The 15,097-nt window shown below is 63.7% G+C and carries 5 protein-coding genes; 3 read left to right on the top strand and 2 right to left on the bottom strand.

Going from position 1 to position 15,097, the window contains the following annotated elements:
- The first annotated feature begins 10 nt into the window (after window positions 1–10).
- The 3 genes from LJY25_RS03850 (at window position 11) to LJY25_RS03860 (ending at window position 7,198) form a co-directional block, all read left to right on the top strand.
- Entirely contained in the window at window positions 11–2,566 is a 2,556-nt protein-coding gene (locus LJY25_RS03850) for an FdhF/YdeP family oxidoreductase (protein WP_227606918.1), read from the top strand.
- Window positions 2,567–2,722: 156 nt separating this feature from the next.
- Window positions 2,723–3,304 (top strand): hypothetical protein, encoded by a 582-nt coding sequence (locus LJY25_RS03855; protein WP_227606919.1) that lies wholly within the window; start codon window positions 2,723–2,725, stop codon window positions 3,302–3,304.
- 306 nt (window positions 3,305–3,610) lie between these two features.
- The gene (locus LJY25_RS03860; RefSeq protein WP_227606920.1) at window positions 3,611–7,198 is read left to right on the top strand and encodes an alpha-amylase domain-containing protein; all 3,588 of its coding nucleotides are present in this window, start codon (window positions 3,611–3,613) and stop codon (window positions 7,196–7,198) included.
- 188 nt (window positions 7,199–7,386) lie between these two features.
- Here the strand turns inward: LJY25_RS03860 and tamL are convergent, their stop codons facing one another.
- Together tamL and LJY25_RS03870 are read right to left on the bottom strand one after the other, a co-directional pair.
- The gene (gene tamL, locus LJY25_RS03865; RefSeq protein ID WP_227606921.1) at window positions 7,387–9,726 is read right to left on the bottom strand and encodes a translocation and assembly module lipoprotein TamL; all 2,340 of its coding nucleotides are present in this window, start codon (window positions 9,724–9,726) and stop codon (window positions 7,387–7,389) included.
- 5 nt (window positions 9,727–9,731) lie between these two features.
- The gene (locus tag LJY25_RS03870) at window positions 9,732–14,876 is read right to left on the bottom strand and encodes a translocation/assembly module TamB domain-containing protein (RefSeq protein ID WP_227606922.1); all 5,145 of its coding nucleotides are present in this window, start codon (window positions 14,874–14,876) and stop codon (window positions 9,732–9,734) included.
- Window positions 14,877–15,097 lie beyond the last annotated feature (221 nt).

The following is a 15,097-nucleotide window of genomic DNA, read 5'->3' on the forward strand; positions in this document are numbered from 1 at the left end:
ATTCCGTGTTATGGAAAAATCTCCCGCCGAAGACCCCAGCAAGGCTGGCAAAACCGAGCAGCAGGGCGCCGAAGCCCACGCTCCCCGCAGCGGGGAGCGGCCCGACCAGGGCGAGGCGCCCACGCTCGACCCCTGGGCCAACTCCGACAAAGCCGACGCCGACCCGCGCCCTATGGAAGCTCCTGATACCCGCGGTGCCAAGCACCAGCACCCCATCCTGGCCCAGCCGCCCGAAGAATTCACCGGCCTGCGCCTGCGTAAGCCCGCCACCGTAGCGGCCGGCCTCACCGCCGTGCTGAAGTCGGGGGCCTTTGCATTTGGCTACGACGGCCCGGTGCGCGGCACCCATGCCCTGCTCAAGCTCAACCAGAAGGATGGGTTCGACTGCTCGTCCTGCGCCTGGCCCGACCCCGACGAGCACCGCTCCGTAGCCGAGTTCTGTGAGAATGGAGCCAAGGCTACGGCTTCCGACGCGCAGTCAGACCCGGTGGGACCAGAGTTCTTCGCCAAGCACAGCCTGGTGGATTTGTCGCACATGACGGACCGGGACCTGAACAATGCGGGGCGCATCACCCACCCGATGGTGTTGCGGCCCGGGGCCACCCACTACACGCCCATCTCCTGGACCGAGGCATTTGAGCTGGTAGGGCGGGAGCTGAACGCGCTGTCGTCGCCCCACGAGGCCATCTTCTACACCTCCGGCAAGGTGCCCAACGAGCCGGCCTACCTGTATCAGCTGTTCGTGCGGCAGTTCGGCACCAATAACCTGCCCGACTGTTCCAACATGTGCCACGAAAGCAGCGGGGCGGCCCTGGCCAACACCACCGGCCTGGGCAAAGGCTCGGTCACGCTCAACGACATCCACGAGGCCGAAGTCATCCTCATCATCGGGCAGAACCCGGGCACCAACCACCCGCGGATGCTGTCGGCGCTGCAGCAGGCCAAGCGCAACGGGGCCCAGATTATCAGTATCAATCCGCTGCTGGAAGCCGGCCTGTTGAACTTCAAGAACCCCCAGGACTTCATGAACCCGCTCCGGGCCCTGGGGGCTTTGCTCGGCGACGGCACGCCCATCACCGACATCTACCTGCAGGTGCGCATCAACAGCGACCAGCTCGTGCTGCGCGGGCTGATGAAATGCCTGCTGGAGGCCGAGGCGCTCAACCCGGGCCTGGTGCTCGACCAGGAGTTTATCCGCAACTATACCACCGGCTACCCCGAGCTGGTCGAAACGTTGAACAATACCAGCTGGGCCGACATCGAGGAAGCCAGCGGCATTACCCGGGCCCAGCTTGAGGAAGCGGCCAGCCTGATTGCCCGACACAAAAAAGTCATTACCTGCTGGGCCATGGGTCTGACGCAGCAGAAAAACGGCGTGTATACGATTCAGGAGATTGTAAACCTGCACTTCCTGAAGGGCGCGGTCGGTATTCCCGGCGCGGGCCTGTGCCCGGTGCGCGGCCACTCCAACGTGCAGGGTGACCGGACCATGGGCATCTGGGAGCGGCCTACCGACACCTTCCTCGACGCGCTGGCGAAAGAGTTCACCTTCGAGCCCCCGCGGGAGCACGGGCTCGACACGGTGGAAGCCGTCAAAGCCCTGCACGACGGCCGGGTGAGGGTGTTTATGGCCATGGGCGGCAACCTGCTCGCGGCCTGCTCCGACACCGAGTTCGTGGCCGAAGGCATGCGCCGGCTCCGCCTGTCGGTGCACGTAACCACCAAGCTCAACCGCAGCCACCTCGTGAACGGGGAAGTGGCCCTGCTCCTTCCCTGCCGTGCCCGCACCGACGTAGACCGGCAGAAATCAGGCGAGCAGTTTACGACCTGTGAGAACTCGATGGGCGTGGTCAGCATGAGCAAGGGTGTGCTGGAGCCCATCAGCGGGGAGATGCTGAGCGAAGTCGCCATCGTGAGCGGCGTTGCCCTGGCCACGCTGGGCGACAAAACCACGGTGGACTGGGTGGGCTGCACCGAGAACTATGACCTGATCCGGGACTACGTGGCTCGCACCATTCCGGGGTTCGAGGACTTCAACCGGAAAGTGCGGGAACCGGGCGGGTTCTACCTGCCTAACGGCCCCCGGGAGCGAAACTTCACCACCGACAACGGCAAAGCCAACTTCACGAGCACGCCCTACGAAAAGCACGTGCTGGAGCCCGGGCAGCTGGTGCTCATGACCATCCGCAGCCACGACCAGTTCAATACCACCGTGTATGACTACAACGACCGGTACCGGGGCATCCACGGCGAGCGGCGCGTCATCTTCCTGAACCCGGCCGATATGCTGGAGCGGGGCATTGGGGAAAAGGACCTGGTTGACATCACCAGCCACTTCGAAGGGCAGCAGCGCCACGCCGAAAAGTTTATTGCCATTCCCTACGACATTCCGAAGGGCAACTGCGCGGTGTACTTCCCCGAGGGCAACGTGCTGGTACCCATCGGCTCGGTGGCCTACAAAAGCAACACGCCCACCTCCAAGTTCGTCATCGTGACGGTGGCGCCGGTAAAGCAGCCGGTGGGCAGTCCGACCGCCGCAACCGACCAGGTGTCCGTACCAGCGTAACTCGTTGTCAGGTGCTAGTTGCCGGTTGTTAGTTGTCCGTTGTCAGAACGATCCTAACAATGGGCAACTAGCACCTGACAACTGACGCTAATTCGTTGTCCGTTGTCAGAACGATCCTAACAACGGACAACTAGCAACTGACAACTACTTTTACCCATGTCCGACGCTCCCGATTCCGAAACCCCGCCCTTTGTGCTTCAGCTTGGCCACCCCGCCCCGGCCACTCCGCCCGCCGACTTCTTTGCTGATAAGTTTGACAAGAGCTTGTGGCGGATGATGTACGACGAAGTGGGCTCGGGCTGGTACCGAAACCGGTTTCTGTATCTGTTTGGCGCCGGGCTGCCACCCGTGCAGCTTTTCCTGGAGGCATGGGCCGCCAAGCTGGCGCCAGGCGTGGAGCGGATACTCATCGGCTACAACGCCCACGGCCTGCTGCTGCTGGCCGAAAACCCCACCGAGGAAGGCACCGACGCCCCTATCCTCCTGCTCGACCCGGCCCGGGGAACCGTCTGGCGCGAAGAGGGTCTTGACTTCACCTCCCTTATCAGCGACTGGCTGCCCGAAAACCGCATTCCCCACTTCCTCGATCAGGCCGGCTACGACGCCTACGTAACGCAGCACGGTTTCCTGGCGCCCGGGCAGGTGCTGGCGCTACCGGGTGCGCTCCACCCTGGAGAGGCGCCGGACGCCGCCTACCAACCCGAAGAGCTGCTGAGCTACCATCAACGCCGGGCGTAGCGAGAGGGCGCGGCCCGAGCATGATACGCCTTCGGCAGCAGCTTGCCGGCACAGGGCAGTTGGTGCGGAGCGGCCGCGCCGCGACCTTTGCTTTGTTAAATCCTGACCGCAGTACGAGTCACAGTCCAGCTCTGCTGTGCCTGCCCGGGGTAGCGCGGAACAAACATCGGTGTTCCAGCTTATTACAAATACTATGTGGTCCTTTTACCGGAAAAACATATCCGCCAAACAATTTTTCGGGTTGGTAGCCGAAATTTGGTAAACAACATTTTTATTTGTGTTTTAATTGCGCAATTAATTTGCCGTATGAGACACGTTTACCTTCGTTTACCGATTTACCGGAACCTCGGGGCTGCCCTGCTGCTGACCTTGCTGCTGGGGCTGAACGCCCTGCAGGTACGCGCCCAGGCTACCCCGCCCCGGAAGGTCGTGCTCCAGGCCTTTTGGTGGGATTACTGGAACAATAACTACCCCCAGGGCTGGGCTAACTACGTGGCTGACCTCGCACCCCGGCTCAAGCAAATGGGCATCGAGGCGGTATGGGTGCCGCCTACCATCAAAAACAACTCCCGCAACAACGGCTACGCGCCCTTCGACCACTACGACCTGGGCGACAAGTTCCAGCGCGACAATGCGACAGGTACCCGCCTCGGTACCAAGGACGAGCTGCTGCGCATGGTGGCCGTACTCCACGCCAACGGCATCGACGTAATTCAGGATATCGTGCCCAACCACGTTATCGGGGCCGGCTCCAACAACGGTTCGGGTGGCCGGGACCGTACCGCCTGGGACGACAAGTTCAAGAACTTCCGCTACGTGTCGTACGCCACGCCGGCTACTACTCAAGACAGCGTAGACTACTTCAGCCGGTCGGGCCGCTGGCCCAAGAACTGGCAGAACTTCCACCCTAACCCCGACCACAACTGCAATGGCGGCAACTGGTGCGAGCAGATGTTCGGGCCTGACGTATGCTTTTACAGCGGAGCCATTGGCCAGAGCTCCAACGTGAGCGGCTTTAACCCGCCTCAAAGCAGCAACCACATGCGCAACGGCATGCGCGACTGGCTGATCTGGTACAAAAAGCAGGAAGGCTTCGACGGGGTACGCATCGACGCCGTGAAGCACTTTCCGGCCTGGGCCACCGAGGACTTTGTCGGCAACCTGCAAAACAATGCGGGCTGGGCCAGCGGCGGCTGGAACATGTTTGCCGTGGGCGAATACGTGGGCGGCAAAGCCGAGCTGGACCGGTTCTGCAACGACCCCGACGCCAACGTGGGCGTGCAGAACCGCGTGGGCACCTTTGACTTCGGTCTGCGCGGCTTTCAGACCGACGGCTTCCGCGGCGTGGTATCGGCCGGGGGCAGCTACAACCTGGGCAGCCTCTTCGACGAGCAGCAAACCAACCGCCTGCGCACCGTGCCCTTCGTGAACAACCACGACACGTTCCGGCCCAAGCTGACCGGTAATGGGGACTACCTGAATTCCCTGGGCGACGACAACGGCTGGAACCTGGGTGACCAGCTCGGCAAGCACATCGACCCGCGCGACCCGCGCCTGAGCCTTTGCTACGCGGTGGCCCTGGCCGTCGACGGCTCCCCCCAGATCTTCTTTGAAGATTTGTTCGACATCGGCACTACCGGCAAGCGCTACTCCCACGTACCGACCTCTTCTACCGACCTGCCCGTGCGCTCCGACCTGGAAAACCTGCTCTGGTGCCGGCAGAACCTGCGCTTTATGGACGGCGCCTACCAGGAGCGGTGGCGGGCCAACGACCTCTTCGTCATCGACCGCGTGGGCAAGGCGCTCATCGCCGTGAACGACAACTGGAACACCTGGCAGAATCAGTGGGTGCAAACCGGCTTTGCGCCCGGCACCCGGCTTAAGGACTACTCCGGCGCCAACGGCACGGCCGAGCGTCAGGTGGACAGCAACGGCTGGGTTCAGATCAGCGTGCCGCCCTGCGACGGCACCGCCCTGCTCGGCCGCCGCGGCTACGCCGTGTGGGCTCCCGTGGGCATCAACTCCAACTTCAGCCTGGCCGCCCGTACCACCACCCAGGAATGGGAAATGGCCGACGACCTGGGCGACTCCCACTGCCAGAGCCTGGGGCAGGGCGGCCGCCTGCCCGACTTCTCCACCAACCAGCGCATCGTCGGTAAGATTTATGTCCAGGCTGGCCAGCCGGTCACCTACGAGCTGTTCCCGACCGTGGGTACTAACTCCGCTACGCTGGGCCTATACGACCGCACCGGTGCCCGCCTGGCGGTGGTGAGCGGAGCCGGCAGCCTGACGGGCACTTACACACCCACGGTTTTAACGGCGGGCTGGCTGACGCTGAAAGTGCGCAATACGGCTGCTACCTACGCCGGGCAGCGGTGCTTTGTGAAGGCCACCTACACCGCTCCGGCTACCGTCAACACCCTGGCCGCCCCCCGGGCTACGAACACCGTCGCTATCTGGACCGGCAACCGCACCGCCGACCCTGCCGACTGCGGCAACTGGGAAGGCGGGCTGCTGCCTTCGGCCACCACCGACGTGCGCATCCCCGCCGGTAGCATGTTCGCGCCCACCCTGGCGGGCACTACCCTGCTGGCCCGCAACCTGACCATTGAGTCCGGCGCGACGATAACCCTGGCCTCCGGAGGCACCCTGCTGCTGACCGGCAACCTCGTCAGTGAGGGCACCATCAGCGGTAGCGGAACGCTGGAGCTGTCGGGTGGCGCCACCCAGACGATTGGGGGCACCGGCCTGACCGTGGAGAACCTGACCATCAGCAACCCGGCCAGCGTCAGCCTGCTGGCTCCCGTCAGCGTGACCAATACGCTTACTTTCTCGGCGGGCCACCTGCTGCTGGGCGACCAGAACCTGACCCTGGGCCCTAACGCCACGGTAGTGGGCGCCAGTGCCAGCCAGTACCTCGTTACGAAAGATGCTCCCGGCAGCGGCGGCTATCTGGTAGCGCCTGCTGCTACCGGGGCCATCCGCCTGTATCCGGTGGGCACGGCTGCCAGCTACACCCCGCTGACCGTTGAAAACACCGGCAGCACCGGCGCCGAAGTGCGGGTGCGCGTATTCAGCGGCGTGCTGGAAAACGGCAGCAGCGGCGCCCCCTATTCCCGCGTCAGCGAATTCGTGAACCGCACCTGGGACATTACCCCTGCCACGCCCGGCACGCTCCAGGCCAGGCTAACCTTCCAGTGGACCAGCGCCGATGAGAATGCCGGCTTCCGGCCCAACTGGGCGAATGTGTACCATCATAACGGCACGCGCTGGGAAGAGCTGCCGACGGTGCAGGTATTCAGCCCCTATACCGTGACGGCCGCCAACGTGAGCAGCTTTTCACCTTTTGCCGTGGGCGCGGGCTCGACGCCGCTCCCGGTGACCCTGACCGACTTCCGGGCTGAGCGGCGCGGCACCGCCGTGCAGCTACGCTGGTCGACGGCCCAGGAAAAAGACAACGCCCACTTCGACGTCGAGAAGTCGGTGGATGGGCGCACGTTCCGGCGCATCGGGCAGGTAAAAGGGCTGGGCACCACAAGCCAGGCGCAAAGCTACCAGCTCACTGATTCCGACGCCGCTCACACGGCCTACTACCGCCTGCGGCAGGTCGACACGGACGGCACGTTCAGCTACTCGCTGGTGCGCGCCGTGCCCTTCAGCGGGCAGGCCGCCGGCAGCCTGACGCTGGCCCCTAACCCGGCAGCCCGCAGCACCACGCTCAGCGGCGCGGAGCCCGGAGCTCCGGTGCAGGTGCTCGACGCAGTAGGCCGGCCAGTGCTGCGGGCCACGGCCGGCGCGGACGGCACGGCCCGGCTGGTGCTGCCCGCCGCGCTACCGGCGGGCGTGTACCTGGTGCGCAGCGGTGCCCGCACCGTGCGCCTGGCGGTGGAGTAGGGCTCCAGAGAAAAACGCAAAAGCCCCGGCAGGATCTGCCGGGGCTTTTTTTATCAGCAGTGTGTAATGAGGCAACCCGGCGGTTTGCGGCGCTTCTCAGCTTACATTGGATTCCGGTTTAGTTACCCGTGCGGCTTATCAGCCCGGTCGGAACGACGGTTGGCCCAGCAGGGGAAAGCACTTTCCACTTAGAAAGGATAGCCGATGGCGATGTTGAGGCGGCCAGCGCGGTTAAACGAACCATCGTAGGGCACCATTACGGGTACGGCGTAGTCGAAGCGGATAACGAAGAACTCGACGTCGATGCGGATGCCGGCGCCGGTGCCCACGGCCAGCTGCTTGAGGAAGGAGTTGGCGGCAAACCGGCCGCCGGGCCGCGACGGGTCTTCGTTTATGAGCCAGATGTTGCCGGCATCCACGAACACGGCGCCCTTCACGTAGGGAAACAGGTCCTGGCGGTACTCGGCGTTAGCCTCCAGGCGCATGTCGCCCACCTGGTCGTAGAAGCTGGTGCGGGCCCGCGCGGCAGTGGATGGGGTGTAGCTGCCGGGGCCAATGTCGCGGGCGGCAAAGGCCCGTACGCTGTTGGGTCCGCCGATGCCGTACTGCTTGAAGTAGGGCAGCACGTTGGAGTTGCCGTAGGGCATGCCCACCCCGATCAGCAGGCGGGTCGCAATCTTGTTGCCGCTGGCCGGATTTGAGGAAATCCGGTAGTAGTTGCGGTACTCCAGGTCAACCTTGGTGTACTGCGAGTACTCCTGGCCGAACAGCTCGTAGCCGTTTTCGCCCCGGGCCATGCCCGTGGTACGCATCAGCAGGGAAGCCAGGTTGCCGGAGCCCTCGATGCTGCCGCTCAGGTAGATCTGGTTCTGGCGGCGCTCCAGCATCTGCTGGTTGTAGGTATAGCGGTAGGAACTAGCCAGCACGAACTGCTGACGAAACGAGTTTTTCAGAAACGGCCGCTCCTCCAGCAGCTTCGAAAAGGTGCGGGAGGTATCGGCCAGCCGCACGTACTGAATGTCCACCGGCCGCAGCTCCTGCTCGTTGGTAATCTTGGTTTTCCAGGTGTAGCCGTAGTTCAGGTTGAAGAAGTCCTGCTGGAAGAAGTCCTGGCGAAGCACATAGCGGTAGCCGGCCCCGAAGGTGGTGCGGGGCTGGAAGTCGGAGTTGGGCAGGCGCACGTCCAGAAACGGCAGGGGCGGCGTAATCAGACGGGGCACCAGCAGCTGGGCATTGGCTCCCAGCTCGTACGAGGTCAGCCCCAGGGCCGGGCCCTGGTCGGTGTCGGCGGTGGTCTTGGTGCGCGTTTCGAAGGTAGCCGTCAGGTTCACGAGCAACTGCTCGGCCCCGCGCAGGGCGCTGCGGTTGCGGAACTGCGCCGTGAGGCCCGGCCCGGTGAAGTTGTTGGACTTGGTGACGTACTGAATCTCGGCCCGCAGGCTTTTCTTCTTAAGCTGGGTCATCCGCACCACCGCGTTCAGGTTGCCATGGCCCAGCGAGTCGGGCTGGCGGGAGTTGCGGAACTGGATGTCGACAAACTTAAACGTACCCAGGCTCATCAGGCGGCTCAGGGTCTGCTCCTGCCGCCGCCGGCGGTACAGGCTGTCGGGGTACAGGAACACGGCGTTGGTAATGGCCTTGGCCTTGAACACCTTCTCATCAGGCACGTAGCGGTAGCCGTTGTACATGATCGGCTTCTGGCTCGTGGTCGTGTCGCTGAGCGAGTACTGGGTGTTCAGGGTCACGCGGCCGAGGCGGTACGGCTTGGCGGCCCGGGCCGGAATCTTGGCCTTTACCCGCAGGAAGATGTTGACCTGGTTGTCCAGGGTGCTGTCGACCTGAAACAAAAGGAAGTCAGGGTTGAAGTAGTAGTAGCCCTGCTGCTTGAGGACATTGTCGATGCGCACCCGCTCGTTGATCAGTGTGTTCAGGTTGTACGCGTCGCCCACCTTCAGCAGCGACTCGCTCTGGGAAGCCCGGATCTGCCGGTCAATCAGGGTGTCGCGCTCCGGGAAGTGGATTTCCTTGATGGTATAGGGCTTCTGCACCGTGGCGGTGTAGTCGACGGTGGCGGTGCGGCCTTTCACGGTGACCTTGCTGCGCACGGTAGGGCCGGCGAAGTAGCCGTTGTTGTACAGCCGGTTGGTCATCAGCCCCTTCACCTTTTGGGTGTCGACCTGGCTGAGCAGCACGGGTGCCTCGCCGTACTTGTCGGCCAAGCTTTTCTTGAGGCCCTTGGTCTTGCCCTGGCCCAGATGCCAGAAGTACAGCTTGGGGCGCAGCCCCAGGATGGAGGCGTTGGGCTTGGGCCGGATGACGGATTCCAGCTCCGCGGTAATTTCTGCCTCCCGCGGAATCGGGTGGTCAGATTTCAGCTTGACGGTGCTGCCGGTGAAAAGCTTCTCGTTTTCCGGGATAAAGCGCAGGCCGCTGCAGCTGCCCAGCGCCACGAGCGCCGCCGGCAAAGCCAGGGCCCGAAGCCGACGGGGAAGTTGCAGAGCACACAAAGACCGGTACAAAGAGGGCATGCGCATTAGTTGTTAGCGTTGTCGGGAATGGTGTCGCGCTCGGCTTTCTTTTCTTCCCGGTCGCGGCGGCGGTTTACTTTCCGCTCTTCCTTGATGTCTTTGGGTATGGCCGAGAACAGCTCCTTCAGGTCACGGTAGTCGCGCTGGAAGATCAGGGCCCCGCCATTGCGCACAATGGAGCCGCCGTCGATGTCGTCGTAGGCATTCTGGCTGAAGGCCCGCAGGCGAAGGCGGCCATCGGGCAGGATGCTGTACTCCACGCTCACGTTGCCGGCAAAGGCGCTGGTGGTGGCGCTGCCCGCCGTCTGGTTGCCGCCCCCGCCGATGGGTACATCGGTACCGATCCGGACGGATAACCGGTCGTTGAGCAGCTGGCGGCGCACGGCCACGTTCAGGTCGGTGCGGTTCTGCTCTTCCCCGCTCTTGGCAATTTCAGTTCGCGAGTCCACGCCCAGCTCCAGGCCCAGGCCCCCGAGGTACTCGCCGGTCAGGCTGTTGAGCTGGTCGGTCAGCACTTCCGAGGCGCTGCCCCGCAGCTGGTTGCCCACGAAGGTGCCGCCCCCGTCGGTGGAGCGCAGGGGGTTGTCGCCGATAAAGCGGCCCAGCACCAGCACGGCAAACACCTGCTTGTTGAGCTCGGTGACTTCGTTGGGCTGGCGCAGCTGAGCCAGGCGGGCATTCACGGGGCCAGCCACGTCCGTGCCTTCGCCCTCGGGCAGCTTGATGTCGAAGCTCACCACCGGCTTGAGCAGGTCGCCGTTTACGTTCAGGTAGATGTCGAAGGGCACGCGGTTACGGGCCACCGTATTGATGATGGGGTCGTCTTCGCCCTGCCCGGCCAGCAGCGGGGCCGGGGCCGTCTTCACCCGGTAGATGGCGCTTACGTTGGCCGTGGCATCCAGGGGCGTACCGTTCCAGACGATGAAGCTGCCCTCGGCAATGTCGAATTCCCGGGAAGCCAGGTCGTAGAGCGACATCTGGTACTTGCCCTGCGTCACGCCCAGGCGGCCGGTCATGCTGATGTTGCCGGTGGCGTCAATCTGCGTGTTGAGCGTACCGTTGGCCCGCACCTTCAGGTTGTCGCCGGAGGCATCATCCACTACCAGCGTAAAGGGTGTTTTGTCGGTTACGTGGATAGTCGCCCGGATGTCGTAGCCCGCAGCGGCTACCAGCATCGTGTCGCGGGCCTGTTCCCGCTGCTGCCGGGCCAGCAGGGTATCGGTAGGGTTGCTGAAGTCCACGAACTGCACGATTCCCTCCCGCTCCACCACTACCGGGTCGTCGTTGGGTACCACCAGGGTCAGGTCGGAGTTGCCCACGGCCGTTACGTCGGTCCGGATTCGGGGCAGGTTCAGGTCGCCGGTGATGCGCGTATCGGAGTCCACCACGAGGCGGCCGTAGAACAGCGGGTTTTCGCGGCGGGTGCTTTGCACGGCCAGGAAGTCGTCGGTCACCGCGTTCAGGTCGAAGCGGTAGTCGTCAATGAAGTTTTTGGTGTAGACGTAGCCGTTTACCTCGGCTTTGTTGCCGAGCGAGTCGAGGATGGTGAAGTCGTCGAGTTTGATGCCCTGCTCGTCAAACACCATCGTTTCGGCCGGCAGGCGGTAAGGGGCCCCGAGCTGGGTCAGGGTAAAGCCCATGTCCTGGGTGGTCAGCTGCCCCCGGACCTGGGGCGCGGTAGTGGTACCGGTCACGGCCAGACGGCCGGTGAGGGCCCCGGTGCTTTCAGCCAGCTGCCCCATGGAGAAGGGCTCGGCTGTTTTCAGGAACAGCCGGTTTACGTTCACGTCCATGTTCAGCGACCCGGCCGCGAGGTAGTAGCCGGTAGCCGTTACGTCGTTGCCTTCCTTGCTGGTCAGGCGCCCGTCCACGTCGTAGCGGTCAGCCACGGGGTTGCTGGCTTTCAGCGTCAGGTCGCCGAGCACCGTCTTGTTGTAGGCAAAGCTGGTCAGAGCCAGGTCGGAGGTAAATGCCATCCGGGGCTGGCCAATGCTTTTCACCACGGCCTGCCCGTTCAGCGTGCCACCCACCAAAGAGTCCTGCATGCCGCCGGCCACGGCCAGCTGGTTGAGGTCGAGGTTGCCGAGGCGGGCCTGGAGCGGGTACTCGGCCCCGGCCAGGGTTTGCAGCTCAATAAACTGACTGCCCTGGCTAAGCCGCACGTTGTTGGCCCGGATAGCCCCGGTAGCCATCGTGTAGCGCACCTCGTTGTTGGGCGCCACCGCCCACTTCTGGTTGTTGAGCACCAGGTTGGGGTCGAAGCTGAAGGCGTAGGCGTCGCCTTGGTTGATGACCTGCAGCACGCCGGCCACATTCAGCTTCTGGGCGCTGTCCGACTCGGCAATCCGCAGGTTGGTGCCGATGCGGTTGTTGGCGATGCTGCCCACCAGGCTGGGGTTCGGGAGGCGCAGCGACGTATCCTGGCTGGCCTGGCGCATCTTCACGGCGTAGTCGAGCTTCTGCGGGTCCGAGCCGACGCTTAGGCGGGTGGAGTCGAGGCGGTAGCCCTGGTACACGATAACCGGTACCTGGGAGTTCACCGTGAGGTTGGCGGCCCGGCTGTCGTAGCTGCCGGTCAGGGCGAAGGGCGAGATGCGCGTCAGACCCGGCACGAACTGGGGCAGGATCTTGGCGTTCAGCACCCGGGCGTCGAACGTGAAGCGCCGGTCGGCCGCGGTGGGCCGGTACTGCACGTCGGGCAGATCGAAGTACCGGTCGATGTGACGCTGCAGCTCCCCGGCAATATCGCCGAGCGGCACATTGCCGTTGAGGTTGGCGTTCAGCACGTTTGAGGTCAGCGCCACTTCCGTCCGGCCCGGGCGCTGCACGATGCGGCCCTGAAGCGAGTCGATGGCAATGGGCTTGCCGTCGCTGATAATCACGATGCGGCGGCCCGAGAACGTGCCGTTCAGGGAGTTGGCGTCGGAGCCGCTGAGGTTGGCCGTAAGGTCGCCCTGCACGCTGAGGTTGCCGCCGGTGTAAAAGCCCAGGGCAGTGAGGTTGGCCCCGCGCAGGTTCAGGCGTTCCACGGTATAGCTGGGGTTGTTGGCGTCGCGCAGGTTCACGGTCGCCAGCAGGTCGAGGTTCAGGTTCGGGTCCTGCCGGCTTTTGGCGTCGATGACGTAGCGCTGCCGGTCGATGTCGACGTTGGCGACCACGCCCCGGTAGGTGTAGCCGTTGTACCGGGCGCTTTGCACGTTGGCCACCAGCTTGCCGCGCATCTGAGCCGGATCGAGGCCCCGGGCATTCAGCCGTCCGCTGGCCGTGATGGTGCCGATGGTCGGGTCGCGCAGAATCTTGCCCACATTAAAGTTCTGGGTGCTGAAGGTGGCGTTGATGGGCTCCTGTCCTTTCGGCCCGGGCCGCATGTCCACGACGGCCGCCACGTTGCCAAACGACGTAGTGGCCCGCAGATTGGCGTCGAAAACCTGGGCGATGGGCCGGCCGCGCAGGGTACCGGCCACGCTCATCCGGTCCGGCAGCTCATACTCGGCCGGAATCGTGCCCTTGGGCAGCAGGCTTTTCAGGTCGGCCTCACTGGTACTGAAACGCTTGATAACCAGATCGGTGTACAGACGCTCATCCACGTTGGGCAAACCCACGATCCGGCCGCTGGCCTGGACCACGGTGTTGCGGAAGCCCACGAAGTCGAGGTTCTGTACCCGCAGGTCGCCTACGCGGCCGTTCACCCGCCCACTCACCAGCACCGACTGGTTGGCCCCGGTGTTGAACGGGGGCGTGCCGGCCAGGTCGGGCGCCAAGTACAGGATGTCGCGGAAGCCTACGCGGGTGTTGCGCAGATCGGCCTCGACGCGCAGGTTGGGCAGCTGCTTTTCGTCGGCCAGGGCATCGAGGTTTTTGTAGCCGATGGCAATGGTCTGGCGGATGCGGGTGTGGGGCGTAATCAGGTCGAGGTTATCGAGCCGGGCCTGCACCGAGTCGAACACCACGTCGGCGCGGGTGCTGTCGATGCGGAAGCCGCTCTGCTCCCGCCCGGCCAGCTGGTTGATGCGGACGGTGGTGCGGTTCTCGGTGTACGCCAGGTTCTGGGTGTTCAAAGCCAGACCACTGAACTTGAGGTGGTTGTAGTCCATCCCGCGGCCCTTCAGCTTCGGCTCGTCAAAGTTGTCGAAGGCCACGTCCACGCCCCGCAGGTCCGACTGCTTGAGCGTCACCACCCAGCTGGTCGATTCGCCCGTGGCTTTTTCCACCGACTCGTTCAGGTCGCGCACGGCTTCGGCGGGGTTGATGGCCCGTTGCTCCACCGGCACGTTCTCGTTCTGGGTGTAAGCCAGGGTGCTGTTGCGCAACGTGAGCGTGTTCAGATCGATGCGGGAGTTAATCAGGTCAATGTTGTCGGCCGTGGCCTCGGCCTGCCCCACGTGGGTGTTGATGTACTGGGCCGCCACGCTGTTGCGGTACGTGAGGTCCACGTTGTCGAGCACGGCCTTGTTCAGCCCGAAGGTCAGCGTCAGCGGCTCGCTCGGCGTTTCCGGCGGCACCTTGCTTTGCACCACCTTGATGCCGGTGTTGCGCAGCGTGGCGGTGTTTACCTTATAGATGGACTTGTCCACGTTCACCTCGTCCATGGCCACGGCCAGCTCGCCCACCCGGGTGCGCACGTCGTTGCCGTCCACCTCGTCCTTATAGGTGAGGAAGATGTTGGTCAGGCGTACGTCGCCGACGTTGTACGTAAAGCCCCCGGTGGTGTCGGCCGGGGTAGTCGTGGTCGTGTCGCCGCTGGCAAAGGCGGCCAGGATGTAGTCGTAGTTCGTGACGCTGTCGGGCATGGAGCGCGTCAGGTGCAGCGTACCGTCGTTGAGCTCCAGGGAGCTGAGGTTGATTTCTGACTTGGTCAGGGCCCACAAATCCAGGTTTACGCCCAGGTGACCCACGGCCAGCAGGGTGTCTTTCTGCTGATCCTCGAAGTAGACCTTATCCAGGGAAATAGCATGCCGGAAGTCGGTCCGGAACTTCCCGATGCGGACCGTCGTGCCCAGCTTGCCTTCGAGGTAGCTGCTGGCCTTGCGGGCCGCAAAATCCTGGGTAGCCGGAAACTGCAAAGCCACCACCACCACGATGATCAGCAGCAGCACCAGGGCCAGCAAACCCAGAATAGCGTATAGGGTGCGGCGTAGAAAAGTAGGCAACGGAAAAGCGGATTGGAAAGGTGACAGGATGGAAAACCTGTCCGCATCAACGAAAAAAAGCCCACCGGGTTGGCAGATCCGTATTTGCCGGTCCGGGTAGCCAGCTTTCCTTGCCCGACCCCGGTCCGGCCCTGGGGAGAAACCGGCAGCAGAAACATTAATTTTCTACGCAACAAATTATCGACAACCCGGCCCGGGTCGTTATCTTTCGCCCCCTTCCC

The organism is Hymenobacter translucens (assembly GCF_020685205.1).
Taxonomy (GTDB): Bacteria; Bacteroidota; Bacteroidia; order Cytophagales; family Hymenobacteraceae; genus Hymenobacter; species Hymenobacter translucens.

What these genes read in the sequence shown, in the direction of transcription:
- LJY25_RS03855 (WP_227606919.1), top strand. Translation starts at nt 2,723, where the DNA reads ATGTCCGACGCTCCCGATTCCGAAACCCCGCCCTTTGTGCTTCAGCTT.
- LJY25_RS03860 (WP_227606920.1), top strand. Translation starts at nt 3,611, where the DNA reads ATGAGACACGTTTACCTTCGTTTACCGATTTACCGGAACCTCGGGGCT.
- LJY25_RS03850 (WP_227606918.1), top strand. Translation starts at nt 11, where the DNA reads ATGGAAAAATCTCCCGCCGAAGACCCCAGCAAGGCTGGCAAAACCGAG.
- tamL (WP_227606921.1), bottom strand. Translation starts at nt 9,726, where the DNA reads ATGCCCTCTTTGTACCGGTCTTTGTGTGCTCTGCAACTTCCCCGTCGG.